The organism is Bacteroidia bacterium, assembly GCA_041391665.1.
Taxonomy (GTDB): domain Bacteria; phylum Bacteroidota; class Bacteroidia; order J057; family J057; genus JAGQVA01.
The window spans coordinates 1,085,636-1,112,229 of sequence record JAWKNO010000002.1; the positions used below are offsets into that span (position 1 = coordinate 1,085,636).

Below are 26,594 nucleotides of genomic sequence, written 5' to 3' on the forward strand. Positions count from 1 at the left end.
GATTCAGGAGAGTTAGTTGTTATTGGAAAGGCAGAATATCTCTGCGGTTAAAAATACATTGAGGGTCGAAAGGGGTACCCGAAAGCAGGCTGACGACATTCTGTACGGTAATCAGGCACATCTGCCGATAAGTTGAAGCTGTGAGGCTGGCAGAATGCGGGGTTACCAGCACGCCCGGATGAGAAAGGAGGGAATAACCGGTTTCAGGAGGTTCTTCGGGTAATACATCTGCTGCAAATCCGGCCAGATGGGCCGAACGAATGGCCTGCTCAAGTGCCTGATGGTCAATGATTTCTCCACGTGAAGTATTGATAAGAAAAGATGATGGCTTCATTTTCGCCAGTTCTGTTTTTCCGATCATTCCTCGGGTTTGTCCGGTAAGCGGCAAGTGAATAGAAACGACATCTGAGGTTTGGAGCAATTCGTGCAGTTCTACTTTCTGAAATTCATCAACCGCAGCCCATGGGTCGTAATAGCAAATATTCATGCCCAGCGCTTGCGCTACTTTTGCTACCTTTTTGCCAATATTACCCATACCGGCAATGCCGAGCGTCTTGCCGGACAATTCATCAGACACGAGGGAATTTCGGAATTGCCACTGATCCTGCTTGACGGCGGTCACACTGTTGTACATATTTCGCACCAGCATCAGCATGAGGGAGATCGTATGTTCGACTACTGTCTGAGTATTGATACCGGGTGCGTTGATTACCGGTATTTGCCTTGAAGTAGCCGCAGCAACATCCACATTGTCCAGCCCGACACCACAACGGGCAACTACCCGCAGGGATTTGTTTTGATCCATGAGGTCAGCCGTGACTTTACCTTTCCCACGAGTGATGATCGCATGGAAATCGCCAGACACAGATGCCTCTTCATAACCCGGTACAATCACACATTGTCCGGACAGGTATTGATAGGCCTCATCGTGAATGGTTTCCAGTAGCAGGACGCGAGGTTGCTCCATTAGTTATGGTATAGTGTCGCATCTTCACTTTGTGGCCCACGGGCATCGTTTCGGTTGGAAACATATACGCCTTCCCGGTACAATTCATCCTTAAATATTGCAGGATCAATGGTACTTCCCGGAGCGGAAGATATTTCAACCAGATTGCCAGAGGGATCGCGGAGGAACATCTGCATGGCACCATCAGGCAGTTGGCGTACATGCCCCCAGGGCGTTACATCAATGATACCCAGTTCCTTAAACCGATAGAAAGCCGCATTAAAATCATCGACTTGCATACATATATGACCGCGGAAAGAAACTTTGTCTTCCCATTCGGAAATATGCAGTTGTTGTTCTGCATTGATACGGAAAAACATGGCGGGGTAGTCAAACTTAAATGCCGGTAAAACTTCCAGCCCCAGTTCTTCTTCGTAAAATTTCCCTGCTTTTTCGAGGTTGTCGACAATCAGGGTAACGTGATTGATGCGAATTGCTTTAGTAGCCATAGTAATCAGTATTTACTGCTTAAATTCATTGACAAAATCCCAGTTGGGCGTGACACCCAGTCCCGGTGTACGAGGTGCTTCTATCCGTCCGTTTACAGCCGCAATTTTTTCATTGACCAGGTCGTACATCATCGGATTTCCTCCGGAGGAAAATTCAATAATTGTCGCCGCCGGACTGGCAAAGGCCACATTGATGCCTGCCATAAAGGAGAAGGCTGAACCCCAGCAATGCGGGGCAAGTTCCAGCTGATAAGTTTGGGCTAAGGTAGCCACCCGCATGGCCTCCGTAATGCCACCAATAATGGCTGCATCCGGCTGCACGACATCCATTGCCCGCTGTTCTATCATATCCCGTATATCAAACCGGGTGTATTCACTTTCACCGGCAGCGATCGGAATGGCCGTCGAAGACCGGACTTCTGCTGTACCCTGCCGGTTGTCGGGGCTGATAGGCTCTTCAAACCAGTACAGGTCATAATCTTCCAACTCGCGGCAAAACCGTTTGGCTTCCGGTACACTATAGGTACCATGGGCATCTGCCATGATTTTTACATTCGGCCCTACGGCTTCCCGGGCTGCCTTGACTCTGGCTACGCTGGTCGCTACGGTCTGATCCATCACCCCTACACGCATTTTCACAGCATCAAACCCTTTGTCCAGATATCCTTTCAACTGGCTGCCTATATTTTCGACATCTGCCCAGCCTCCACTGGCATAAGCCTGCATGGATTCACGACAGAGCCCACCCAGCAACTCGGCGACGGATACTCCCAGTGCCTTGCCTTTGATATCCCAAAGCGCCATATCGATTCCACTCATGGCTGATACCGTAAGGCCTCTGCGCCCTAATATCGGAAACCCCCGGCCTCTCGACAGCGCGTAATGATCTCTCGTGCCATTGTACATTTTTTCCCACAACATCGATATATTGCGGGCATCTTCTCCGATGAGGATCGGGCGAAGCTCCTGCTCCACACATGTGACAATAGAGGCGCATACTCCCGAAGAGCCTACGGCAGCTTTCGATTCTCCAAACCCCTGTAAACCAGTGTCAGTAGTGACTACGACTAATGTCATATCAAAATCCGTCAATAGTCCATAGTCGGAGGTGTGCTGTTTTTCTTTCGGAATAGGGCACCTCAGCCAATACGCCGATACATCTGCGATCTTCATCAAATCAGGGGTGAAAGGGTTTCGATGGATTTGCGGGTAAGCATGGTATAAAATTCTTCACTAAGTATAGAACTTCCGTGGTCCTCAAGGAATTTTTTGTGTTCGGGGCTGAGGCCTTCGGGATTTGTATCAATCGAGTCTTTGTGGGGATTGGCTGGTGTGCGATCTACTGGCGGCGAAAACTCCACGGAGAGTGCGCCATCATATCCGACGGATTTAAGGGTGCTTACAATCCTGGGCCAGTCGAGGGTTCCCATACCGGGAGCAAAGCGGTTGTTGTCGGCTACATGAAATCCAACCAGCCGGCTGGCGGCTCTTTTTATCATGGCATAGGGGTCACTTTCCTCCAGATTCATGTGGAAAATATCGAGACATACCCCGCAACTGGAACCGGCAGCCTCAGCCAGTGCCAGTGCCTGATCTCCGCGGTTGATAAAGTAAGTTTCAAAGCGATTGATGGGCTCAATACCGATCCTTACGCCTGCCGAATCTGCAAAATGGCAGATCTCCTGCATTCCTTCCACCGCCCACTGCCATTCCTCTTCCGGACGACCGTCAGGAACGATTTTTCCTACCGTACCCGGAACAACAGATACCATATACCCATCGAGTTCTTTTACCATCGTGACAATATCTTTCACATATTGAACCGACATCTGGCGTTGGGCGGGATCTTTGGCTACAAGGTTTCGCTGTTCCAGCATCAGCGTTACTGACCCCCAGCAGGTAAGGTTATATTTTTTCAGAAGCTGGCGAACTTCCTTTGTGTCGTACCGATCCGGTTCTCCGGAGATTTCTATGCTGTGATATCCCAGGGAGGAAATTCTTCGCAGGGTGGTTTCCAGTGATTCGGCCCGCATCCAGTTATGAATAGATAGCTGCATAGTAGTTGTTAGTTGAATATCTTTTTTATGATGAAACTTACTCCTTTTTCACAAATAACATGAACTTACAGAAAGGACAAACGATTGAGTAAAATTTTCTTAAAAAAAATCCCCCCGTTCGCGTTGGTTTAATACCCTTTGCCGACTTCTGCTCTGGCCTCATGTAGCAACTGGATCAACTCCCGGATTTCAGTTTCCGTTGTACCGTAATTGGTAATACATGCGCGAAGGCAGGAACGACCTTTGACCGGAAAAACGGAAATCCACGCTTTGCCCGACTTTACCACAAATTCACAAACCCGGGAAACAAAGCCCTCTTCTTCTTCACGCGCCATGTCGGCAAAGCAGACAATAGGCAGCATAGAATGATTTTTTATTACCCATCCGGAGTCCAACAACTGTTGTCTGAGATAGTTGCCCATGTGGATCTGATGTTCTATGGTTTGGGCATAACCTTCCCAGCCAAACATAACCATTGACAGATACAGTTTAAACCCAATAAATCTTCTTGACCATTGAATGGAATGCGTAAAAGGGTCTGTTACCGGAAGCCTGTTTGCATCCCGGGGCATATATCCGGTAGAAATGGAAAAAGTCTGTGATAAGATATCTTTTTGACTGGTAATAAACATGCTGCAAGCCATGGGTACCGAAAGCCATTTGTGAATGTCAAAGGTAACCGACTGACTTTCTTCGATACCCTTCAGCCATTTTTTGAAAACAGGATGCACCACAACCGCACCTCCATAGGCTGCATCGACATGGAACCAAAGATTATATTTTTTGCAAATGGCTGAAATGGCGGGTAAATCATCGATGGCCCCTGGGCCTGTGGTTCCCGCGGTCCCGGTCACCATAAAAGGTATTTTTCCGTTCCGGATATCCTCGATGATGGCGTTTTCCAATATTTGCAGATCCATTCGGAGATCCCCGGCCACAGGAATACTTCTTACTGCCCCGGATCCAAGTCCGGAAGTACGTGCAGCTTTTACTATAGAATGATGCGCTTCTGCCGAACAGTATATCATAGGTTGCCGGGCCATACCCCTCAGTCCTGCTGACGCAAATTCAGGGAAGTGATGGTTGAGTGCGCAAAGAACAGCAGTTTGGTTGGCTTCCGCACCTCCTGTAGCAAAAACCCCGTCAATACTTCCGGGGGCATAGCCAAATTTCTCGCCAAACACCTGGATCAGATAATTCTCAGCTTCAGCAGCAAAAGGTGCATGACTCCATGCCGCCAATTGTATATTAAAAGCCGCAGAAATGAGATCAGCCATGATACCCGCAAAATTGGATCTGGGGTTGAATAGCCCGAAATAAGCGGGGTGGGAGGTATGTACAGTAAATTTTTCCAGCGAACCAATGATATCCAGAAGTGCTTCCCGAGGGTTGACCGGGTGATTAAAATCAAACTTCCTTGCAGCCTGGATGATCGTTTCCCGATCAAGTACAGGAGCAACCGCCAGGCTTTTGGTATGGGCATAATAACTTTCCAGTCTCTGAATCAGTGTGTGCATCAGTTCGTTGCGCTCCTCACTGGAAAAATCAAGAAGGGGTATCTGCATCAAGATGTATTTTTGGAGATGTAATTATACAAAATTTCACTGTTTGTTTGCCTGTGAGCCTTGTTGACGGGCCTTTATCCTGAATTTTGAATAGGCAGATAAAAAATGGTTGATGAAATGGTTTGCGCAAAGGGTTTAATTCGCAGAAAATCAGTAAATTGAATTTGTAAACTACAGGTAATACCTACAAGCCCATGCTCCCTCAATCGTTGCTAAAACATTTCTGTGCGTTTGCTGTGCTGATAATTGTCGCCGCAGGTATTCTGCAGGCAGATACAGACGAGGACCGTCGTTTTCGAAGGGTCGTCAAACCTATCCTTGTCAAACATTGCCAAAGCTGCCACAATGCCCTGGATAAAAAAGCCGGGATCAACTTTGAGGATTATGTCTGGGTGCACCAGGTTGTCAGAAATGGCAACATGTTTATTAAGTTGATGGAGGAAGTCGAAACCGGTCAAATGCCGCCCAAACACAAACCGCGTCTGGAGCAAGCTGAAAAAGATACCCTCATCACTTATATCAACCGCTATCTGGAAGATGCGCTAAATGACGCCGATCCGGGTCTGATTCCGCCTCGTCGTCTGAGCAACCGGGAGTATAAGTATTCAATATATGACTTGCTGGGGGTGAAATTGCCAGTAGATTCGATTTTTCCTACCGATCCTTCCGGCGGCGGCGGATTTGATAACCAGGGAGGGACTTTATTCATCAATACCCTCCTGATGGAAAAATATTATGATGCCGCCGAACTTGCTATTGAGACATTTAGCCGGGACAATGAAAAGTGGAACCAGTGGGTTCCTGCCTTTCAAAAGCCGGTGGGATATGCCCTGAAATCGTGGTGGGTAAAACTCTGGACCGGAAGAGATCTGAGCGATGAAGTTATTGCCACAGCTGGCCGAAAAGCAATTGTTCCCTTTGCCACCCGTGCTTTCAGGCGGTTTCTTACCTCGGCAGAAGAAGACAGGTTGATTGGATTTTTCGAGGAAGTCTATAGTACGGCAAAGGAGTCGCCCTATGAAACTGCGGTAAAAGAGACCATGAAGTTGATTTTAATCTCCCATCAATTTCTTCTCCGCACCGAAACTGACCCCTTGATGAAAGGGCCTTATGCCGTTACCAATTTTGAACTGGCTACCCGCCTTTCCTATTTTCTCTGGTCAAGTCTGCCCGACGAAATCCTCCTGGAAGCGGCTTACCGTCAGGATTTACACGATCCGGAAGTATTGACAGGCCAGGTGTTACGGATGCTCCGCGACCCCAAATCTTTCCGTATGGCCGAGAGTTTCTCGACCCAATGGCTGGAAACCAGCCGGATGGAAGATCCTTCCTTTAGCATGGACCCGGAAATGTTTCCGGAGTTTGACCCGGTACTTAAGAAGGTGATGAACCAGGAGGTGGCTATGTATTTCCACTATGTGCTGACTGAAAGTGAAAATTTCCTGGACCTGCTAGACAGCGACTATACTTTTTTGAATGAAAGGCTGGCGGAACATTACTGCATAGAGGGGGTAAAAGGCGACGAAATGCGGAAGGTGGTGCTTCACAATCGCGAAAGAGGCGGTCTGACTGGTATGGCAGCCGTACTTACCACTACCTCCCTCCCTCATCGCACCAGCCCGGTGCTTCGGGGTAAATGGATTTTGGAACAGATACTCGGCACGCCGGCCAAACCACCACCACCCAATGTACCGGAGCTGGAAGCCGCAAAAAAAGCAGGCAACGAGCTTACCGTCAGACAGCTCATGACTTTACATGCCTCGGACCCTGCATGTAGCTCCTGCCATCAGGAAATGGATCCTTTGGGTTTCGGCATGGAAAACTACGACCCCATCGGAAGGTGGCGGGACAGCTATGAAACCGGCGCACTGGATGCCACAGGTGTTCTAAAAACCGGAGAAAAATTCGAAGGCCCCGTCGAGCTCAAACAAATTCTGCTGAAGGATAAAGCACTTTTTGCCAAAAACCTTTCCGAAAAGATGATCTCATTTTCGCTGGGCCGGTCGATACAGTTTAAAGACAAACGTACGATCGATCATCTCAGGGAAACTTTACTGGAAACGGATTTTAATACAACCGCTTTTATACGTGAACTGGTTTTAAGCTTTCCTTTCCGATACAAAATTTCAGACCCCATTGAAAAAGAGTACTAAACTATGAGCAATAAATCCTGGCAACTCTCCCGCCGCAGGGCGCTGAAAGGTATGGGCGCCTGTATTGCCTTACCTTTCCTTGAAGCAATGATCCCCACAGGATTAAATGCCCGTTCTTTCTTTGAAAAACAACGGCCCATTCGTTCGGCTTTTTTGTTTATGCCAAATGGTGTGCACCCTCATAACTGGTCTCCGGAAGGTGTCGGGCGAAACTTTAAACTTTCACCTGTACTTCAGCCGCTTTCTCCGGTGAAAGATGACATCCTGGTACTGGGCGAACTGTTCAACAAAAATTCCGATACCAAGCAGGATGGGCATTACACCAAAACCGCCAATTTCCTCACCTGTATGAAAATTCAGAAAACAACAGGTGCCGATATTAATAGCGGAGGTATGTCTGTGGATCAGATGATCGCCGGCCAGGTAGGAGGCCAAACCGCTTTCCCTTCCCTGGAATATGCATTGGATGGGTTTAAGAGCGGGGTAGATGTGAATGTGGGATTTACCCGCTTATACGGTTCTGCGATTTCCTGGCGAAGTGCCACCCAGCCCAATCCTAAAGAAATCGAACCAAGACAGGCCTTTGACCGTCTCTTTCGGAATTTTGTTCCCGGAAAACCTGTAAAGCAGGAAAATCCCTGGAAAAAAAGTGTACTGGACATCGTCAAAGATGATGCAGATGCCATGAAACGAAATCTGGGCGCTGCAGACCAGAATAAGTTGTCGGAGTATATGGAAGCCATCCGGTCGATTGAAATGCGTATTGAAAACACGCCTGATTTGCGTGATTTTGAGGCCAGACTTCCCAAAGAAGTCAAGCAGGAAATTCTCAGAATGGATGAACGCATCGAAGATTATATCGCATTGACGGAGGGAATTGATATTACGGAAAAAACCCGGCTGCTTTTAGACATTATTGTTCTGGCTTTTTGGAGTGATATTTCACGGGTAGCGACCTTTATGTTTGGCAACTCTGTCAGTACGCGCAATTTTTCCTTCCTCGAAGGTGTAAATGGCAATCACCACTCCATTTCCCACCACGGCAATATTCCGGAAATGATGGCGCAGTATGAAATTATTTCCACCTGGCATATTCAACAATACGGATATTTGCTCGAAAAACTGAAAGCAATCCCTGAAGGAGATGGCACCTTACTTGACAATTCGATGATTGTCTTTGGTTCTGGTCTTCGTGATGGCAACCGGCATTCTCCGGTAAATTTGCCTATTGTGGTTGGTGGCAAAGGAGGCGGTGCTTTAAAGACTGGCAGGAATATCAATTTTCCCGAAAAAACCCCTCTGGCTAATCTATATCTTACAATGATGAACGTACTGGGCATGGAAAAAGAAAATTTTGCCGATGCTACAGGAGAACTATGTGAACTCTATGGTTAATTTTCGGCGTTTTCTTTTCGCAGGAGGGTTGATGGCGGCACTGCTTGCCATGGCGATTCCTTTTTTGCCACACGAACTCCCGTCGGAGGGGCTGGCAGCATTTATCGGGCGATTTCACCCGCTGATTGTTCATTTTCCTATTGTGCTGATCCTGCTTCCGCTTGCATTGGAGGCGCTCATTTATTTTGGGAAAAATGAATCCCTCACCTCCTATCGGCCCTGGATGATGGCAATTGCGGTAGCTTCAGCTATCGGGGCTGTTTTAGCCGGATACTTTCTCTATGCAACAGGAGGCTATGAAGGCGAACTGGTAAATGATCACCTTTGGGGGGGAGTAAGTGTAATCTTACTTTTGCTTATTGCCTCGGTTTTTTTGCGGCAGAATAAAGAAGGTACATCCATCTACTACAAACTATATGTCCTTTTTCTGTTGGTCGCCAACGGCTGGCTGATTTATACCGGTCATTTGGGCGGAAGTCTGACCCATGGGGAAGATTACCTCACCGAGGTTTTTCCCTTCTTCAGGCCGGAGGCTCCCATTGTGCAAAAACCTCAGGAAGAATTGCTCGTGTACCAGGATATCCTGCAACCTGTATTTGAGGTGAAGTGTATCAGTTGCCACAATAAAAACAAGAAAAAAGGCGGCCTGATCATGACCTCTTTTGCGGCCCTTCAGGAAGGAGGAAAAAGTGAGAAAACTTCGGTTACTCCCGGTGATCTCACCAAAAGTGAGCTATTCGCCCGCATTACCCTCGCGGAAACGGAAGATGAACATATGCCCCCTTCGGGAAAACCACAGATGAATGAATCCGAAGTAGCATTACTCAAGTGGTGGATTGAAAGTGGTGCTGATCCCGAACAAAAGCTGGGAGAACTATCTCAAGGCTCTGAGATTGCGATGGCCGTTGATAAGTTGCTCCCCGAAATTGGCCGGGTACAGGTCATTCAGATGGAAAAGAAAGCGGAACGGGACAAGCTTCAAAAGAAAATCCAACCCATTGCAGACGCCTATGGAATGATACTGATCCCTGATCCGGACGACAGTCTGCATTTTGCCCTTTCAATGAAAATTCCTCCATCAAAAATCTCGGACAATATGCTGGCGGATATTCAGCCCTATGCAGAAGCATTTTCTCGCATCTCCCTGGTCTCAGCCGAAGTTACAGACGAAGGCCTGTATTATCTCAGCCGAATGCCCAACCTTAAAACATTGATATTGGCAGGAACCTGTGTGAAAGGTGAAGGGCTTACCTATCTCACAGCATTATCCAACCTTGAGATACTTAACCTTTCCCATACAGATATCAGTGATGAGGATGTGCTGAAAATATCTGAAATGCCAGCATTGAAAAAGGTATTTCTACTCGATACCAGGGTAGGAGAGAACATGATATTTGCACTTGACGCTTTCCTTGAAAATGTGGAAGTAAAAGCGGAAGAAGGACAACTTTATTGAGATTTATCCGAATCTTTGTATATTATCCTCCACATGATAATTACAGATGGCAAAGAAACCATTTTTTAGTCACGAGGATCAGGATAAGTCAAGGTCGGTTCCCGGGGACAATCCCACGCCGCCACCTGCTGACCCGGAGCAGGTGCAGACCAATTTACTGGAGCAGATAAAAAACTTGCTTGCGCGACCTGTGGTCATAAGTGGTACGGGAGATGAAAAAAGCGATAAAGGAGATGTGGGGTCTGCCATCGTTATGGGGATCCTCTTGCTGGGCATTCTGGTGCTGGGATTTTTCCTGATAAAACCGCTGTTTGCCCCCAAACCCGTAAACCCCGCCTATGCCAAGGTAGAGGCTATTAAGCGAATTAAGGAGCTGACACTGGTCAAACATCATTATGAGACGATTCTGCCGATTACAAAAGGTAATAAAGAAAAACTACAGTTTCTGATTGTCGCCCCATCTGAAGTGCGCGGGTTTGTTGATCTCAGCAAACTTCGCTATTCCATCAACCCTGACAGCCTGATTCTGATTACGCTGCCGGAACCAGAAATTTCCCAAACCATTATCAGTGTCCGGAATACCAAAGAGTATACATTCCAGCGTTCTTTCTGGGGACAAATGAAGGAAAAATTTGACCCTAAATCGAATTATCTGGAAGCGTATGATAAAATACGAACGGCACTGGACAGTGCCAGTTTGGATGTACATCGAAGGGCAATTATCAATGGAATTCTTGATGATACAGAAGATAAAGCGGAAGAATATATTACCAATATGGTAAATAATCTTGGCTACCGGGTAGAATTTGTTAAGTCCGATCAACCTGTCGCTATGCAGCCGGATAGTCTCGAAAAAATGTATCAGCAAATTTTTTCGATCACCGATCCTGAGCAGCGAAAAGCGCTGGAGAAAAAGTATTTCAGATTCTTACCCGCTATGCGGCCATTTGGCGGTCGTTAATCAAAAACCTATGGGATTTATATCAATCATCATACATTTTTTTCGCCTGATCGGGGTTCGGAATCTGCTGATCTTCGTTCTTGGAGTGATTGTTTTCTTTTTTGTGAAGAAGCAGTTTTTTACCAAATCCAAAGATCAGGTGCAGGTAACCTCCCTGTTCCAAAAGATTGAATATGTCGAGCAATTGCGTCTGGTTACTTACTACTATGAAGAGATTGTGGCAATCGGCACCTCTGACCGAATGCAGCAACTGGTAGAGCGGGCGAAAGATCAGGTAAGTGAAGGCGAACGGATAGTGATCGTGAAAGAAATTCTCCGCGACAGCCTCAAAGCGAAGATGGAAGAAGCCATTATTCGCTACAATTCGGCGGATGAAAACTTGAAGAAATTTGAGGATGCTTATTTTGCCGCACGCGATACACTTGAGCATTTTGATCTCCCGGTAGTCAATCCTTTTGATAAAATCCGCTGGAAACTGGATTCCGCCGACACCTGGTATGGCCCCGTGGTTGCCATTAGTTACCGGCAATACAAAGCTGCCGAATCTGTCTCTGCTCAGGAGGAGGTGATTAAAAAAGCCAGAAACACAACCCGGGACCGGAAACGGCAGGCAAATGAAACTATGGATGCGAAAAAGCGGGAGATGAAGGAACTTGAAAGCAAAATGCTGGACCAAATCAAACTTCGGCGGGAAAGGCTTCGCGAAAATCTTGAATCTAAGAAAAATATCCTCCAGGAAATGCAAAAGCAGTCAGATGATTTCCGGAAAGATTTAAAAAAGGTAAAGGAAAAGGCGATCAAAGCCTATCAGCAAGCTGAAAAAGATGTCCTTGACGCCAGGGGCGATCTGGAAAAACGGAGACTTAATCTTGTGGAGGCCGAAGGTGAAATGCTCAAAAGAAAAGGAGAGCCTTTGCCAAAGTTATTGTTTATCGTTTCGGTGGAGGTTACCGGAATGGTGGACCTGAAAGAGCTGGATTTTGAAACAGAACATCTGACCCGTCACAGTGGCGGTGATTCCATGGTGATGTTTGTCAACCGGATGCCCGTGGCCAAACTGGATTCTGTGGTAATAAACTTATCCGATACCAAACGTTTCCAGACCGGAGGCAAAGCCAAAAATGGCCTTTTCTCAAAGGAGGAAGAGGGTATGTACTATGAAGTTTACCAGCAAATGAAAGACGCGCTTGCCGAAACAGAAGAAATCGTAAAAAACAAAGCCATTGAAGCAGGAATACTGGTCGAGACTGATAAAATGGCTGTAGATTATATCCGGGGAATCGGAAAATCAATGGGCTTTTTTGTAACGCTTCCGGGAGATATTCCCGCACAATCGGATAAGCCATTGGTTGCTGCGATAGACAGTACCCAGATCATGTCCGACTCAATGGATAAAGTGTTTACGGTTTTGAGTAACTGTGCTTTCCTTCAGGATACGATTGCTGCCATTATCCAAAACGGTGATGCTGCAAAAGTGAGAACTTCTCTTCGTGCTTTTATTAGCCAGATAAATGGTCCGAAATCGCTGAAGGATACATTAAGCACCATTATGCGTACCTCGCCATCGGACAGCATGCTCAAACGGAATGTGTATCAGTTTCTGCGGAATCTGAAGGATTGTAGTTTTCTCGGCGACAGCCTGGAAGAAGTGATTAAACAATTTTTGCCCGTTTCGGAAGCTGGAAACAGCTTTGTACCGGGCTATACAGCTTCTACAGATTTAACTTCAGGAACCATTCGGGTCAATAATCCTTCGATTCCCTTTTTAAGGGTAATGGTTGAAGACGGGCAACCGGAACAGCTCCCCTGCAGGCGAAGTTTCAGAATCCCTTCGTCAAAGGAATCAAAAATGATGTCTCCGCCGTCCATAGCGACAGCCGGACGAACGTGACTTTCCAGGTATGATTTGATTTTGGTCGTAACTTCATCATCATCAGGATCAGCTGCGGGAACCATCATTTCCTCATATTTACCGGTAAGCGGCGTAAGTCCCTGTGCAAAAAATGCCTTAATAAAATCTTTGATGACAGGAATCAACTCTTCCCACTGAAAATCAGCACTTTTTGTGATAGTAATAAAATTGGAACCAATAAACACCCGCTCCACAAACTTAAAGTCAAACAATTTCCGGGCGATGGGCGCATCTTCTGTAGCAGATACATCCGGAAAATCGGCAGAGCCATTGGGCAATAAGGTCCAATCCACAACAAATTTGAGAGAGGCAGGATTGGGAGTGATTTCTGTATAGATCATGACGGTATTATCAAATTTGTAAAATACAAAGTTACAACATTATTATTAAACCTTTGCAAAGGCGGAATTGTTTTAACAGTTTAGCCTGTATCTTTGATGAAAAATTGCTTGTGTTAAATTCTCCTGTAATCATTGTCGGTGGAGGTCTTTCCGGGCTTATAACAGCCATTCTCCTTCGGGAAAAAGGAATCCCTGTAACCTTAATAGAGAAAAAAAACTGGCCCTTTCACCGGGTTTGCGGCGAATATATTTCCAATGAGGTACTACCGCTTCTCCAAAAACTGGGCGTTGATCCTTTTTCTCATGGGGCAGTCAGCATTCATCGCTTTAAGTTAAGCTCTCCCGATGGCTTTGTCTCCCAAACCCCGCTCCCACTGGGAGGGTTTGGCATCAGTCGTTTTACCCTCGACCATGCGCTGGTGCGTAAAGGTGAGGCGCTGGGCGTGGAATTTCTTCCCGGTACAGAAGTCGCATCAGTCAATGCTATCGGCGACGGATTTGAAGTCGTGACCCGGAGCGGCGAAAAAAGGGTAAGTCCGGTTGTACTTGGCGCTTTTGGCAAACGCTCCGGATTAGACAGGGTGTTGGACCGCCCGTTTTTCCGGAAACGTTCGCCTTATCTGGGGATCAAATATCATATGAACTGGGACGTAGCTGATGACCTGGTCGAGTTACACACCTTCAGGGGTGGTTATTGTGGCGTCTCCAGGGTAGAGGAGGGCAGAACCAATGTTTGTTATATGATGGAAAGGTCGGTTTTTAAGGCTGCCGGCGGCATGGAAGGGGCGGAGAAAAAGGTTCTGGGGCAAAATCCCTGGCTTAGAGAAGTATTTGAAAATGGAAAACGCTTGTTTGACAAGCCTATTACCATCAATGAAATCTCTTTTGCACCCAAATCACGGGTTACAGATGGTATCATCATGATCGGGGATGCTGCGGGGATGATTACACCGCTATGCGGAAACGGAATGGCCATGGCGATACGCTCCGGTTGGATGGCAGCCCCCTGGGTGGAAAAATTTATTCGGCAAAAAATAAACCGTCAGCAAATGATTGAGGGTTATTCAAAGGAATGGAATGAAGAATTTCGTATGCGAATGTGGCTTGGAAGAAGACTGCAATCTGTTTTTGGAAATCCCTCCCTGACCAACCTGTCTGTGCGCTTCCTGGCAAAACAGCCGGATCTGCTCCAATCAATTGTTCGTCAAACACATGGAAAACCCTTTGGAAATGAAAATAAAGAATACGCCACTTTCCCATATTCAGCCCCGGTTTGATATAAGAACACAACTCCCGGAAACGATGGATGACCCCTCGCTTTCGGGGGACGTTCTGCGTTCTGAACTTGACAATCTGGAAAAGATCAATCAGTTGCTGGGTGGAAGAAAAATTGTTGTTGATGCAATCGAGAGGGTGCTGGATAAGAAACCAATGGGCAAGCAACCGCTGTCTATTGCAGATCTGGGTTGTGGCGGTGGGGATATTCTCCGGGTAATCGCTACCTGGGCAATGAAGAAAGGGGTTCCTGTGCAACTTTATGGACTCGATTTTAACGAAACCTGTATAGAATATGCGCGTGCTAAATCCCTGAAATTTCCGGAGATTCAGTATGAAAAGGCAGACGTATTTTCAGGTGAGATTCCCGAAAACAGTTACGACCTGGTGATTTGCAGCTTGTTTTTGCATCATTTTCCCGACGAGCAATTGCCGGAGATTTTTCACCAGCTATCCCGAATCAGCCGAAAGGCTGTGATTGTCAATGATTTGCAGCGACATTGGTTGCCATTCCTTCTTTTTAGGATGGTTACCGGGTTATTTCGGTCGCCGACGGTCGTCAGGCACGATGGACTGATTTCTATTATGCGGGGTTTTACCCGAAAAGAGTTGGCGGAGAGAATGAGCATATTAAATCCCGTAGAATGGCATATCAGGTGGAAATGGGCTTTCCGTTTTCAGTTGGTGTTTTATACCAGGTGATGTTGTAAATTACACTCACAACACCTACCTGCTTAATTTCAGAATTATCTAAAGCAGATTCATGCAATCAAAAATTATAGCAACGGCTACAGCTTTGCCGGCGCAATCGATCACTCAGGAAGAAAGTCTTGCCTATGTAGATTTATGGGTAAATGAACTCCCCGAGCGTGAAAGAAAGAAAGCTCAGCGTATCTTTAAATATGCAGAAGTAGACCGTCGGTATATTGTGCGAAATGCCGCCAGTATGCTTGCGGGTGAAACCTTTGAAGAACGCAATCAAATCTACATGGAGCAGGCCATTGCACTGGGGGAAAAAGCCCTCACAGATGCCCTCAAACTGGCCAACCTTCAACCGGAGGATATCGATTTTATTATTTCCACCAGTTGCACAGGTTTTATGATTCCTTCGGTGGATGCTTATCTGATCAACCGGCTCAAAATGCGTAAAGACATTGTGCGGCTCCCGGTTACGGAAATGGGTTGTGCAGCAGGTACTTCCGCGCTGATCTATGCCCACAATCTCCTCAAAGCAAACCCGGGTAAACGGGTAGCGATTCTGGCCGCAGAATTTCCCTCCTGCGCAGTAGTAAGGGAAGATTTTTCAATGACCAATATTGTCTGTGCAGCCATTTTTGGAGATGGCGTTGCCTGTACAATTCTTGGCCCCACAGATGAACTTCGGCCTGTAATTCTCGACGGGGAAATGTATCACTTTTTTGATGCTATCGATATGATGGGGTATGATGTGAAAAATACCGGCTTTCAAATGGTGCTTCACCCTCAGGTACCTGAGCGGATCGAAGCGCATTTTGATGATATTCTTTTCCCATTCCTTGAAAAAAATAATCTCACCATCGAAGACATTCAACACCTGATTTTCCATCCCGGAGGAAAAAAAATCGTCAGAATGGTGGAAGGGTTGCTGGGAAATATGGGAAAGAATATAGACGACACGAAAGCCGTACTGCGCGAATTTGGGAATATGTCGAGCGCTACCGTTTTGTATGTGCTGGAAAGATTTCTTAGAAAGGAAATTTCCGCAGGAGAATATGGCCTGATGCTGAGTTTTGGTCCGGGTTTTTCCGCCCAGAGAGTTTTACTGCAATGGCGTTAAATTAAAATCAATCGAAGATGGCATTATCATTTACCAATCGTGGTTATTGGGCATTGATACTTGGCGGATCCAGCGGAATGGGCCTGGCAACTGCAAAAAAACTGGCTGATGAAGGGATGAATATTTTCGTGGTCCACCGCGACCGAAGGGCGGAAATTCCGGCTATTGAAGCATCGTTTGATGTGATTCGTCGTACGGGGGTAGCATTTCAAAGTATGAATGTAAATGCGCTTCAGGAAGAGGGAATGACTAAGGTGCTGGATGAATTTTCAAGTCTTGCCGGCAGCACAGGCAAAATCCGTCTGCTGTTCCACTCCATAGCAAAAGGAAATCTTAAGCCATTGATTGTGAGGGATTCTGAATCTGATTATCCGGATTTTGCTTCCCTTGCCAATGTAGATGGGGAAAAACTGGTAAAACCCTGGGAAAACCTGAAAAAGTCCCTTGGTTTGGAACCTATATCCGGCCAACATCTTTCGGAAGAAGATTTCCGGTTGACCATTCACGCTATGGCAACCAGCCTGCTTACGTGGACACAGCAGTGTATCAGCCGCGCTTTGTTTGCTGACGATGCGCGGATCATTGGTCTCACAAGTGAAGGCAACCAACGCGTATGGCCTTCTTATGCAGCTGTATCTGCCGCGAAAGTTACCCTCGAATCCTTGGTCCGCTCTATGGCGGTCGAACTGGCCCATCTGGGACTTCGCACCAATCTGATTCAGGCGGGCGTCACGGATACCCCATCCTTACGTATGATTCCCGGCAATGAAAATCTGAAGCTAGGTGCAGTATTCAGAAATCCATCTGGCCGCCTGACTCTTCCTGAAGATGTCGCCAATGCGGTATATTTACTTTGCAGGGATGAAGCCTCCTGGATAAATGGCGCAATCATACCCGTGGATGGCGGTGAAAGACTTGTATAGTTATGCATATATTTTCGGATAATATTTTGGCTTGTATTCCCCATGAGCGGCCTTTTCGTTTTGTGGATGGAATTACCAATGTCAGCGAATCTGCTGTTACCGGGTTCTATACCTATCGGGAGGACGAATTTTTTTATAAAGGTCATTTTCCCGGAAATCCTGTAACACCGGGCGTAATTCTCATTGAAACGCTGGCGCAGGCAGGATTGCTTCCTTTGGGTATTTACCTGTTGGGTAAAGACAAAGGTTGGGATACTTCTGATCCGGCAAATATACCGGCATTTGTTCTGACAGGATCTGAGGTGGATTTCCTTCATGTCGTTTTGCCCGGCGAACAGGTAGTCGTTTCTGCGGAGAAAATATATTTCCGCCTGGGAAAACTCAAGGTAAAAGCTCAGATGTTTAATGCTGAAGGGAAAACAGTTTGCCGGGGGATACTTTCTGGCATGTTACTCAAACGATAAGTGATTCTATCATGGAAAACATCAAAAACCGGGTAGTGGTTACAGGGATGGGAGTAATATCTCCCAATGGGAATGGACTGGCTGAATTCGAATCTGCCCTTCGGCAGGGGAAATCAGGTATCCGGTTTTTAGAAATACTCGCAGAAAAAAACTTTGCCTGCCACATAGGAGGCAAACCCGAAGTTGAGGATAGCCTGAAAGAAAAATATTTTTCACCCGTGCAGATGAAAATGTTGCGGAGTGAAAGTATCATCTTCGCTACCCTGGCAGGGTTGGAAGCCTGGGAGGATGCCGGGTTCGCTATTCCTTCAGATAAAGAACAATCGCCCGATTGGGACACGGGGTGTATTATGGGTACGGGTCAGGCAGCCGGAGAAATTATCAAACGCAGCCTCTTTTTGATTGAAGAAGGCAATACGAGAAGGTTGGGAAGCGGGGCGGTTGACCAGGGTATGGTAAGTGGGGTAAGTGCACATTTGGGGGGAATGCTTGGCCTGGGGAATCAGGTCTCAACCAATGCCTCTGCCTGTGCAACCGGAACAGAAGCCATCCTGATGGCTTTCGACAGAATTCGAAGCGGACAGGCAAAAAGAATGATTGCCGGAAGTTGTGAGAGTCCGGACCCTTTTGTCTGGGGCGGCTTTGACTCAATGCGTGTGCTGGCGAGGAAATTTAACGAAAGGCCGGAGGAGGGTTCGCGGCCGATGAGCGCAACAGCCTCCGGCTTTGTGCCGGGAGGCGGCGCTGGCGCACTCATCCTCGAATCGCTGGAAACCGCGCTTGCCCGAAACGCCAGAATCTATGGCGAAATCCTCGGTGGTAATATCAACTCAGGCGGACAACGCGGCGCCGGGTCTATGACTGCGCCCAACAGTGAAGGGGTTCAGCATTGCATCAGGGCTGCTTTGCGGGCAAGTGGGATTCAGTCCGGGCAAATTGATGCAATCTCAGGCCACCTTACCTCTACCATGGCTGACCCCTATGAGGTTGCCAACTGGGCACAGGCCATTGGAAGAGAAGGAAAGGATTTTCCCTATATTCATTCACTGAAATCAATGATCGGCCATTGCCTGAGCGCCGCGGGTGCAATAGAAAGTGTTGCCGTAATGCTTCAGCTTCATCGGGGATTTTTTCACGCTTCGCTCAACTGTGAAGATATGCATCCCGAAGTTGCCAAATGGGTTGATCCTCAAAAAGTGCCACAACAATTAGTGACGGATACCGGTTTTAAAATTATTGCCAAATCCAGCTTTGGTTTTGGCGATGTCAATACCTGTATTATTTTTAAACGCTGGGAAAACAAATAGCTACTATGGAAATAACAGAAATTACGGAAAAACTCAGAACGATCGTTACGCCTTATGTCGAGGATAAGTCTTTGCTTGAAAAGGTTACCGGTGAAACAGATCTCCTCAATGATCTTAAGATCAACTCTGCTCACATGGTCGATATTATCCTTGATGCTGAGGAGGTGTTTGATATAGACATTGACGACGAATCAGCAGAAAAAATGCTCACCGTAGGTGAAGCTGTGCGGATTATTTCTGAGCGGATAAACGCAAAGCCATGATTGGCAATGACATCATCTGTATCGCTGCTTCAGATGTATCGGGTGTTTTTCGAAACCCGCGTTATCTGGATAAAATTTATGGCCCTGCGGAACAGGAACTGATTTTATCTTCTCCAAACCCAGGCTTAAGCCATTGGACCTGCTGGGCATTGAAAGAAAGTGCCTATAAGGTATGGGTAAAACATAGCCGTACGCGTTTGTTTGCCCCTAAGCGGTTTGTCGTATCTGCGCTCACACCGAAAGTCGGTATCGAAGTAGAAACGCCGGCAGGAATTGTATATGCCCGGGTAGTAATACAAAACAACTATATATCAGCAGTTGCCTCGTCCGAAAATAGCCGTTTGCAACAACTTTACACAGGCATTGGGCAATTCCCAAAGACTAAAAACCCTTCGGTTGCCGTAAGGCAGCATTTATTTGCTCACCTTAAAAAACTATTTCCTTTTAGTAGTATTGAAAACTTTGTGCTGCTGAAATCGAAGGAAGGAATTCCCCGGTTATATATTCGCGGCATAAAGCAGGTGTTTGATCTCTCACTCAGCCACCACGGACATTTTGTTAGCCATGCCTTTACGATGGAATCCTATGATTAATCTTACAGTATTAAAAGACAAACTGCGTGTACCGCAACATACGTTGTTGATTTATATAACCCTGTATTTTTGCTGGGGACTGATGATGAACTACATCGGCCAGGCGACGGCTATCGCGCGGTTTACCTATTGGTGGCAGGTGATTACCTGCTATATTTTGTATATGGTACCCATCTCCTTGCTGCTCAGGGAGTTGAAATGGTACGAGCAATATGCTTATGGGCTGGTCGCAATGGCCCTGCTCGAATTTGCCGGGTATTGGTTTCAGACTTCCTACGCTTATCCCGACAATATGCTGGATCAGGTTTTCGGTATCCGGAATTTCAGCCTGGGAATGGCTATTTTTTTCGGTTTTTATTTTCCTCTGGGTAATTGGGCCGTGGGAAAGCTGGACCAATTATATCACAAAATACAAAACCGCTGAAAAACAAATGGCAACTACCATTTCAAGCAGACCTGCACCAATGTTCTGATCTTTAGCAATCTCAGTTGCAAGGTTGGAATTTCGAAGCACAAACCGGTCGAAAATGATTCTTACCACAAGCAGATACACAAATACAATCAGGACATCTTTGCCGAGGGAAAGCAAATCTTCTTTCCAGCCCACAAAGGTACCGGATACTGCATGCATGACAATGATTCCAATGGAAATCAATCCGCCGGCAAAACTAAGGCCTGCGGCAATATTGTCCTTTTCGATCTCTTCATGTACCGAGTAGGGCGTAAACCTTACGTACATCAGCGAGAAGAGTACAAGACATAATTGTCCGATCATGTAAAATACCAGGGCAACCAATAGCCCTCCATCTTCGCCATAAATAGAGCCGGCGATAATCAATCCCGAAGCAATATAAGTGGCTGCTTCCACTGCACCGGTTCCGGGGTTCTGATCCTGAATGATTTCTTTATCAACCGAAAATTTATATAAAATCAGTTTGCGGTTGACAATCCTTGAGACATGGAGCAGCAGGATCCCGAAGAGGGAATAGCCAGCCACTGTCAAAAACTCAATTCCCACAGCCTGACCTGAATCGCCACTGATCGCACTGATGAAGATCAGGGTTATCCCAATAAAATAACCGGCAACACTCACAGATACGGCATTGTTGTCGTATTGGGTAAGCTGTTCGTCGAGTTTGTAAGTTGAAAATAATCCTTTTAGCCATTTAGCAAAAAAGAATGTAGCCAGATACAGTACAATATATCCTGCACTGATCAATACTTGGGGAGGGTTGTTGAAGAAATCCATAATTTTTATTACCCTTCTCGATTTTGATACCGCCGGTAATAATGCCGGAGGATGATGACAAACAATATGGCAAATATTCCGCTGAATATAATAGCAACCGCGTAATTATTGAGCATTGTCAGGAATATTTCTATGGTAATCCAGAAAATAATCAACCCGGTGCCTGCTAAATAGATAGAAACCTCTTTTGAAGTAAGATGTTTGTTGCGTTGATAAACAAAAAATCCACCGACCAAAATGGCCGCTATCAGACTGAGTGGAAAAAATCCCGGTGACAGCAACCTGGTGGCAATCGACAATATACCAAAACCCATTCCCCAGATCACCGCCAGTCGAAATCCCTGGAGATCTCTCTCCAACTTATCTTTTTCACCAGGGACAAATGGCTTTGTGCTTTTGCTGGCGGTGTTGCCAGAATTGGACTTTTGGCCCGATACAATATGTTCACCTGATTTAATGACGACTTTGCCTTGTAGTTTTCGCTCAAGGTTTTTGATCCGTTGGCGGGCGAGTGGTGCAAATCTGCCTTCCGGGAAATTTTTAATAAAATCCCGATAAGAAAGCAGCGAATCCTGCTTGTCGGCGTATTCCCAGGCCTGAAGTTCTTCTTCAATCGCCCGGTACTGCCTGGTCAGATGTATTTCTAGTTGGTGAATCCGGTTTCTTACCTGGTCGGCATACTCTCCATCGGGAAACCGTTTTAAAAACTGATTGTAAGCCGAAACAGAATCTTCATTTGTAGCTGCTTCCAATGCGGCTTCCTCATTAAGCGTATCGTCATCTTCTGTTTCGCCACCGCTATTGCCTGATTTGGCCCTGACGAGGGCGGTGATTTTCTGTTCTACTTCACTGACAAATTCACCGGAAGGAAAATTACTCTTATACTCAAGATATGCCGATACAGTATTTTTTTTGCAGGTTTCTTTCCACGCAAGCTGGTCTTCAAGTTTTTCTATTTTTTCACCTGCCAATGCTGCGTACTTGCCTGAAGGATATTCTTTCAAATAGTTTTCATAGGCAAACATCACATCTTGTCTTGTTGTGAGTTCCCACATTTTTTCCTCTTTGAGGTTTGCCAGAATGCGCATACCTTCTGGCGCATGCACACTCATCGGATAAATAGCAAGGAACCGGCGAATTGCCGGAATAGTATTTGTTTCGAGGGTCTGTTCCCAGTCCCTTTTTTCATCCTTTCCAAATTGGACCATGTCCTGCTAACGGAGTTTGCTTATTGTGGCAATATACTAAATTGTCGGATTTTGCTTAATATCAACCCTCGATGATTCGCATGATGTTTAAAATATATGGGAAACACCGGGTTTTCCTTTTGTTGGTGCTGGCCGCCCACCTTTTGTTTTTAGGGTGGCAGGTGGTCAATGGCAATTTGTATCTGGTTGATTCTGAGGAGTATATAGCTGAGGCGGAAAATATTCTTTCAACGGGTACTTTTTACTGCGGAGAGCTTGATGAGCCTGTAAGGTATGATGATTTTACCAAACGCCCACCCGTATATCCGCTTTTTCTTTCCTTTGTTTTTGGGATTGGGGGAAATGCGTGGCTTGTAATCATCCTTCAGAACCTGCTGAGCCTCTTTAATTTTATCCTGCTCATAGAAATCGGCACCTTCATTGGACTTCAGGAAAAACACTTTCGATGGATGATTCCGCTGATTTTGTTATATCCGGCTCAGTTTATTTACGCCAATATGGTCATGTCAGAAATACTTTTTCAGACATTCCTCCTGGGCATGACACTGGCTGCAATGAAGGGAATAAGCGCAAAATCCTGGCGGTGGATAGGCATCTATACTTTACTATTGATCGCGGGTGCGATGACAAAACCTGTTTTGTACCTCTTTATCATTCCTCATTCAGTGGTTATCGCCGCACTCATTGTCAGATGGCGTTCTCCGATGGGTGTATGGCATCTGGTGATTCCCTTTCTGATCTGGGGGGCTTATATGAAGGCAAATGAAAGGCAAACGGGTTACTTTCATTTTTCGAGCATTCAAAATCTCAGCTTACTCCAATATACTACCTACAATCTGCTGATTCACACCTATGGTCCCGATAGTGCGTTAGTTCTCGCCGACGGGATTTTGTATCGTTCGCTCGATCAACCCAGTTATGCGGAAGGGCAAAAACTGTTGGTAAAAGAATGTTCAGACGTTATCCGGGCACATAAGCTGCAATTTGTCAAATTTCACATCAAAGGCATGATCAATTTATTTATGGACCCTGGTCGTTTTGATCTCTATTCCTTTACAGGTATCGATTCGCAGCACAATAGCCCAGGATTTTTGTCGGCATTTAGTGAGGGGGGATATCGAGGCATTGGGTTATATCTGCAAAAACAACCCTTGCTGATCGTTTTGTTGCTGGTCCTGGTTGCATTGGCAAATGCGGTGAAACTGGCGGGGCTGATTTATTTTGCCTTTTGCCGAAGGGTATCTGTTGAAAACCGGGTGATAATCATCGGTTTAGTTTTGTACATTGCCGGGCTTACGGGAAGTTCCGGGGCCTCGCGGTTTGCCGTGCCGGTGTTTCCGTTACTTCTGCTGATGATTCCCTGTTTTATTATTGCCTTGGTCAGCCTGCGATCAGCTTCCAATAAAAAGAAGGTTTACTAAGTTCTTTCCTGATGTTCAGATCGTCAAACATCATAGTAAGCATAGTTTGTACCGCAGAGTTGCTGTTGGCCTTCTTTGCGATAAAATTAAATAACCACGGGAAGTTGACCAGCTTTTGCATATTGTGACTCAGTTTTAGCTCGCTCCATATTTTGGCGTAAACGGCATCGTCATATCCTTCCATAAACTGCGCGGAAAAGTTGCCGGTTTCAAAACACTTGACTGCATGCGCTGCTGCAATTTTTCCGCTAAGCATGGCATTTCCAATCCCTTCTCCACTAAATGGGTCGATGAGAGAGGCCGCGTCTCCGGTCAGCATAAACCGCTCTCCTGAAATCTTTCTTTTTTTTGATCCCAACGGCAGGCCAAATCCTTTCACTTCACCTATTGGCGTCGCATGCGTGAAACGACGGGAAATTTCCGGATGTGTCGTGATGATGGTTTGGAGCTTTTCTTTCAGGTTTACACGATATTTTTTCACGTCAGAAGAAAGCATGCCTAATCCCACATTTGCCTGCCCATCAGGTAAGGGAAATATCCAGAAATAGCCCGGCAGCAAATCATGGATATAATGTAGTTCGATAAAATTCTCAGGATGAAAGCCCGTAACCCCGCGGTAGTAGCTTCTGATTCCTGCACTATAATGCTTTTTCTCAACGGGAATATTGCCGAGGCTTTTGGTTACAATAGAATGTGCGCCGTCGGCCCCAATAACCATTTTCGCGCGTAGCGTATTTTCTCCGCTTTTCAGCAGGAAACCCTCGGCTTCGTGGGAAATGGAAGAAATCGGATAATGCTGGAAGACCGCCGTTTCTGAAGGAATCTGGCGAAATAAAAAATCATCAAAATCCATCCTCCTGGCAATATAGCCGGGAGCAAAATCACTGGAAGCCGTTTTGACATGTTTAAATGGTATGTCCAGGATTTTTGCATTAGGGGCGACAAACCGGATGCCCCACGAACCAATTTTAGGGGGAAATTGATGGAGTTTTTCAAGGGTTTGCGGAGACAGGTACTTCAGCACAGAAAGAACTTTTCCGCTCAGTGCATCTCCGCAGATTTTGTCGCGTGGGAATGTTGCTTTATCGACTACCGCTACTTTCAGACCCTTACCGGCGAGGGCAAGGGCGCAGGTTGCTCCACCAGGGCCAGCTCCAACAATGACTATATCGTAGATCATTTTTCCAGAATCCAGGCTTCAATTTTGTGTTTTTGAAAAAGCTCAATACGAGATTTTTCGGCTTCAGACCGTGTATTAAACTGAAAACAACTTACACGGAATTTTCCATCATCAGTGGGGAGAATCATGGCTTGTATTCCCTGATTTTTTAGTTTTTCAACTCTGACGATGGCATTGTCCCGTTGGTCATAGCTCCCAACGATCACATGGAAACCCGATACTTGTCCATTGATCTGGTCAAGTTTGGAAAGAGATGAAATATTAGGTTTGGAGAGCACGGTTCTGGATCTGGAAATCTCTTCTTCTGAAGCAGTTGTGGGGCTGGAACTTACAGATTCAGGTGAAGGTTTTTCTGGCGTGGCCGTAATCCACGCATTCCCCCGTGAAAGAGACGGTGCATTAAAGTCTTCATCATCTTCCACCTCGTGATTTTTGTAGATATAATAATGGTCGTCCTGCTCTTTTTCTTTTATCGCAGGGTTGAAGTAATTTCTTCGGTAATCTCTGGAAACGGTACTGGCCGGAGGGAGAGGACCGGCTTCCATCAGATCTACCCTTTCGCGGAGGTCATAATAATTTTTGTCTTCAAAAACCATAATACTTCCGGTATAACAAGCAACCCAAACAGACTTTGTGGAGGAGTCAAAGGTAACGCCAATAGGTTTTTCTTTGGTTGAAACGGTTTCGACCAAAGACATATCGTCGGTTTTTACTTTAGTGAGCGTATTGTCGATATAGTTTACGACATAAAGAAACTGCCCGTCGGGGGTCATGGTCATGCTTCTTGCGGCATTGCCTGTGGATATTTTGCTGATTACCCGGGCTTTGACCAGGTCAATTTTGGCTACCACGCCTTCCCTGCTAAGAGTCGCGTATAGGTAGCGGTCTGTGGGGTCAATACAGAGGTGGCGGGGAGTTTTTCCCACACCCGATATCCAGGATACCGAATAATCAGCCAGTTTGATAACGGCAATTTCATCTTCTCCCATGATACTGATATAGGCATACCGTGACTTGGAGTCAATGGCTATTCCCCGCGGGTATCGGTCAAGCGGGATGCGTTTCACTTCTTCTTCCAGTTCGGTATCAATGATACTCAAATCCCCACTGCACCAGTTCGTTACCAAAACAGATTTGCCATCGGGAGTAATGGCTACATATTTGGGAATACAACCGACTTCGATGACGGACTCAATTTCAAATGTCTGGGTATTGATTTTATAGACAAAGCTATTGTCATACTTCTGACTGATCTGGCAATTGTCCGTTCCGGGGTTGCCAAACTGCTCTCCATACATTTTATAGTTGGAAACCCATGCATATTTGCCATCGGCAGAGAAGGCTACTTCCACAGGCGATCCTTGTGCAATGCCACGATAGCCATCCAGGGGGAATTTAGATAAATCCACCTTATCAGAAATCGTTTTCACCACCGTATAATTTCGGTCAAAAACCGTAATCGAGTGGCGATACATCATATTTTGCGCGAAAAACAATCCATTACCAGAATGTGCAATGGATTTTGGTCGGATATCATTACTACTGTACGTTGTTTTTAGAATTAACCCAGAGCCGGTACCGAATCCCTCTGCGCGGGAAG

General features: G+C 46.2%; 24 protein-coding genes and 1 pseudogene. 15 read left to right on the forward strand and 10 right to left on the reverse strand.

Translation table 11 applies throughout. From position 1 onward, the window contains the following. Window positions 1-19: 19 nt before the first annotated feature. From R3D00_16150 to R3D00_16170, 5 genes are all read right to left on the reverse strand, one after another. Window positions 20-967, reverse strand: coding sequence for a hydroxyacid dehydrogenase (locus R3D00_16150; protein ID MEZ4774718.1), 948 nt, complete (start codon window positions 965-967; stop codon window positions 20-22). Beyond that, on the reverse strand, window positions 967-1,455 hold the full coding sequence (locus tag R3D00_16155) for a VOC family protein (protein ID MEZ4774719.1): 489 nt from the start codon (window positions 1,453-1,455) through the stop codon (window positions 967-969). The genes R3D00_16150 and R3D00_16155 overlap by 1 nt, the downstream gene beginning before the upstream one ends. Window positions 1,456-1,467: 12 nt before the next feature. Beyond that, entirely contained in the window at window positions 1,468-2,628 is a 1,161-nt protein-coding gene (locus R3D00_16160) for a mandelate racemase/muconate lactonizing enzyme family protein (GenBank protein ID MEZ4774720.1), read from the reverse strand. Further along, window positions 2,628-3,512: a sugar phosphate isomerase/epimerase gene (locus R3D00_16165; protein MEZ4774721.1), complete on the reverse strand. Its 885-nt coding sequence runs from the start codon at window positions 3,510-3,512 to the stop codon at window positions 2,628-2,630. Before R3D00_16165 ends, R3D00_16160 begins: the two co-directional genes overlap by 1 nt. Window positions 3,513-3,640: 128 nt before the next feature. Next, window positions 3,641-5,077, reverse strand: coding sequence for a pyridoxal-dependent decarboxylase (locus tag R3D00_16170; GenBank protein MEZ4774722.1), 1,437 nt, complete (start codon window positions 5,075-5,077; stop codon window positions 3,641-3,643). Window positions 5,078-5,271: 194 nt separating this feature from the next. Here R3D00_16170 and R3D00_16175 point away from each other — a divergent pair, with 194 nt between their 5' ends. From R3D00_16175 to R3D00_16195, 5 genes and pseudogenes are all read left to right on the forward strand, one after another. Continuing rightward, window positions 5,272-7,230, forward strand: a complete 1,959-nt coding sequence (locus R3D00_16175; protein ID MEZ4774723.1) for a DUF1592 domain-containing protein — start codon at window positions 5,272-5,274, stop codon at window positions 7,228-7,230. 3 nt (window positions 7,231-7,233) lie between these two features. Then, on the forward strand, window positions 7,234-8,625 hold the full coding sequence (locus R3D00_16180; GenBank protein MEZ4774724.1) for a DUF1552 domain-containing protein: 1,392 nt from the start codon (window positions 7,234-7,236) through the stop codon (window positions 8,623-8,625). Then, window positions 8,618-10,081 (forward strand): DUF2231 domain-containing protein, encoded by a 1,464-nt coding sequence (locus R3D00_16185; GenBank protein ID MEZ4774725.1) that lies wholly within the window; start codon window positions 8,618-8,620, stop codon window positions 10,079-10,081. The genes R3D00_16180 and R3D00_16185 overlap by 8 nt, the downstream gene beginning before the upstream one ends. A 46-nt stretch (window positions 10,082-10,127) precedes the next feature. After that, the gene (locus R3D00_16190; GenBank protein MEZ4774726.1) at window positions 10,128-11,042 is read left to right on the forward strand and encodes a DUF4230 domain-containing protein; all 915 of its coding nucleotides are present in this window, start codon (window positions 10,128-10,130) and stop codon (window positions 11,040-11,042) included. An 889-nt stretch (window positions 11,043-11,931) separates the two neighbouring features. Then, window positions 11,932-12,330: pseudogene (locus tag R3D00_16195) on the forward strand (DUF4230 domain-containing protein). 413 nt (window positions 12,331-12,743) lie between these two features. Here R3D00_16195 and R3D00_16200 read toward each other — a convergent pair. After that, window positions 12,744-13,295 carry a NifU family protein gene (locus tag R3D00_16200; protein ID MEZ4774727.1) on the reverse strand — a complete coding sequence of 184 codons (552 nt, stop codon included), beginning with the start codon at window positions 13,293-13,295 and terminating at the stop codon, window positions 12,744-12,746. A gap of 110 nt (window positions 13,296-13,405) precedes the next feature. Between R3D00_16200 and R3D00_16205 the strand changes: the two genes are divergently transcribed. The 9 genes from R3D00_16205 (at window position 13,406) to R3D00_16245 (ending at window position 20,360) form a co-directional block, all read left to right on the forward strand. After that, entirely contained in the window at window positions 13,406-14,572 is a 1,167-nt protein-coding gene (locus R3D00_16205) for an NAD(P)/FAD-dependent oxidoreductase (protein MEZ4774728.1), read from the forward strand. Beyond that, entirely contained in the window at window positions 14,526-15,272 is a 747-nt protein-coding gene (locus R3D00_16210) for a methyltransferase domain-containing protein (GenBank protein ID MEZ4774729.1), read from the forward strand. Before R3D00_16205 ends, R3D00_16210 begins: the two co-directional genes overlap by 47 nt. Window positions 15,273-15,333: 61 nt before the next feature. Continuing rightward, a complete protein-coding gene (locus tag R3D00_16215; protein ID MEZ4774730.1) occupies window positions 15,334-16,386 on the forward strand; it encodes a 3-oxoacyl-[acyl-carrier-protein] synthase III C-terminal domain-containing protein in 1,053 nt (350 codons plus the stop codon). A 17-nt stretch (window positions 16,387-16,403) separates the two neighbouring features. After that, complete coding sequence (locus R3D00_16220) at window positions 16,404-17,309, forward strand: SDR family oxidoreductase (GenBank protein ID MEZ4774731.1); 906 nt, start codon at window positions 16,404-16,406, stop codon at window positions 17,307-17,309. Window positions 17,310-17,311: 2 nt separating this feature from the next. Beyond that, window positions 17,312-17,773 (forward strand): hydroxymyristoyl-ACP dehydratase, encoded by a 462-nt coding sequence (locus R3D00_16225; protein ID MEZ4774732.1) that lies wholly within the window; start codon window positions 17,312-17,314, stop codon window positions 17,771-17,773. Between the two features lie 11 nt (window positions 17,774-17,784). Continuing rightward, entirely contained in the window at window positions 17,785-19,080 is a 1,296-nt protein-coding gene (locus R3D00_16230) for a beta-ketoacyl-[acyl-carrier-protein] synthase family protein (GenBank protein ID MEZ4774733.1), read from the forward strand. 5 nt (window positions 19,081-19,085) lie between these two features. After that, entirely contained in the window at window positions 19,086-19,343 is a 258-nt protein-coding gene (locus R3D00_16235) for an acyl carrier protein (GenBank protein ID MEZ4774734.1), read from the forward strand. Next, the gene (locus R3D00_16240; protein ID MEZ4774735.1) at window positions 19,340-19,936 is read left to right on the forward strand and encodes a 4'-phosphopantetheinyl transferase superfamily protein; all 597 of its coding nucleotides are present in this window, start codon (window positions 19,340-19,342) and stop codon (window positions 19,934-19,936) included. Before R3D00_16235 ends, R3D00_16240 begins: the two co-directional genes overlap by 4 nt. Beyond that, window positions 19,929-20,360 (forward strand): hypothetical protein, encoded by a 432-nt coding sequence (locus R3D00_16245; protein ID MEZ4774736.1) that lies wholly within the window; start codon window positions 19,929-19,931, stop codon window positions 20,358-20,360. The genes R3D00_16240 and R3D00_16245 overlap by 8 nt, the downstream gene beginning before the upstream one ends. Here R3D00_16245 and R3D00_16250 read toward each other — a convergent pair. Both R3D00_16250 and R3D00_16255 read right to left on the reverse strand, forming a co-directional pair. Continuing rightward, window positions 20,334-21,185: a DUF350 domain-containing protein gene (locus R3D00_16250; GenBank protein ID MEZ4774737.1), complete on the reverse strand. Its 852-nt coding sequence runs from the start codon at window positions 21,183-21,185 to the stop codon at window positions 20,334-20,336. The two genes, R3D00_16245 and R3D00_16250, sit on opposite strands and share 27 nt — an antisense overlap. Window positions 21,186-21,193: 8 nt before the next feature. Further along, the gene (locus R3D00_16255) at window positions 21,194-22,393 is read right to left on the reverse strand and encodes a hypothetical protein (GenBank protein MEZ4774738.1); all 1,200 of its coding nucleotides are present in this window, start codon (window positions 22,391-22,393) and stop codon (window positions 21,194-21,196) included. Between the two features lie 80 nt (window positions 22,394-22,473). On the opposite strand from R3D00_16255, the gene R3D00_16260 reads away from it, so the two are divergent. Next, complete coding sequence (locus R3D00_16260) at window positions 22,474-23,814, forward strand: hypothetical protein (protein ID MEZ4774739.1); 1,341 nt, start codon at window positions 22,474-22,476, stop codon at window positions 23,812-23,814. Here the strand turns inward: R3D00_16260 and R3D00_16265 are convergent. Further along, window positions 23,774-24,994: an NAD(P)/FAD-dependent oxidoreductase gene (locus R3D00_16265; protein ID MEZ4774740.1), complete on the reverse strand. Its 1,221-nt coding sequence runs from the start codon at window positions 24,992-24,994 to the stop codon at window positions 23,774-23,776. The genes R3D00_16260 and R3D00_16265 overlap by 41 nt on opposite strands. Then, window positions 24,991-26,472, reverse strand: coding sequence for a cytochrome D1 domain-containing protein (locus R3D00_16270; GenBank protein MEZ4774741.1), 1,482 nt, complete (start codon window positions 26,470-26,472; stop codon window positions 24,991-24,993). Before R3D00_16270 ends, R3D00_16265 begins: the two co-directional genes overlap by 4 nt. Window positions 26,473-26,594: the final 122 nt, after the last annotated feature.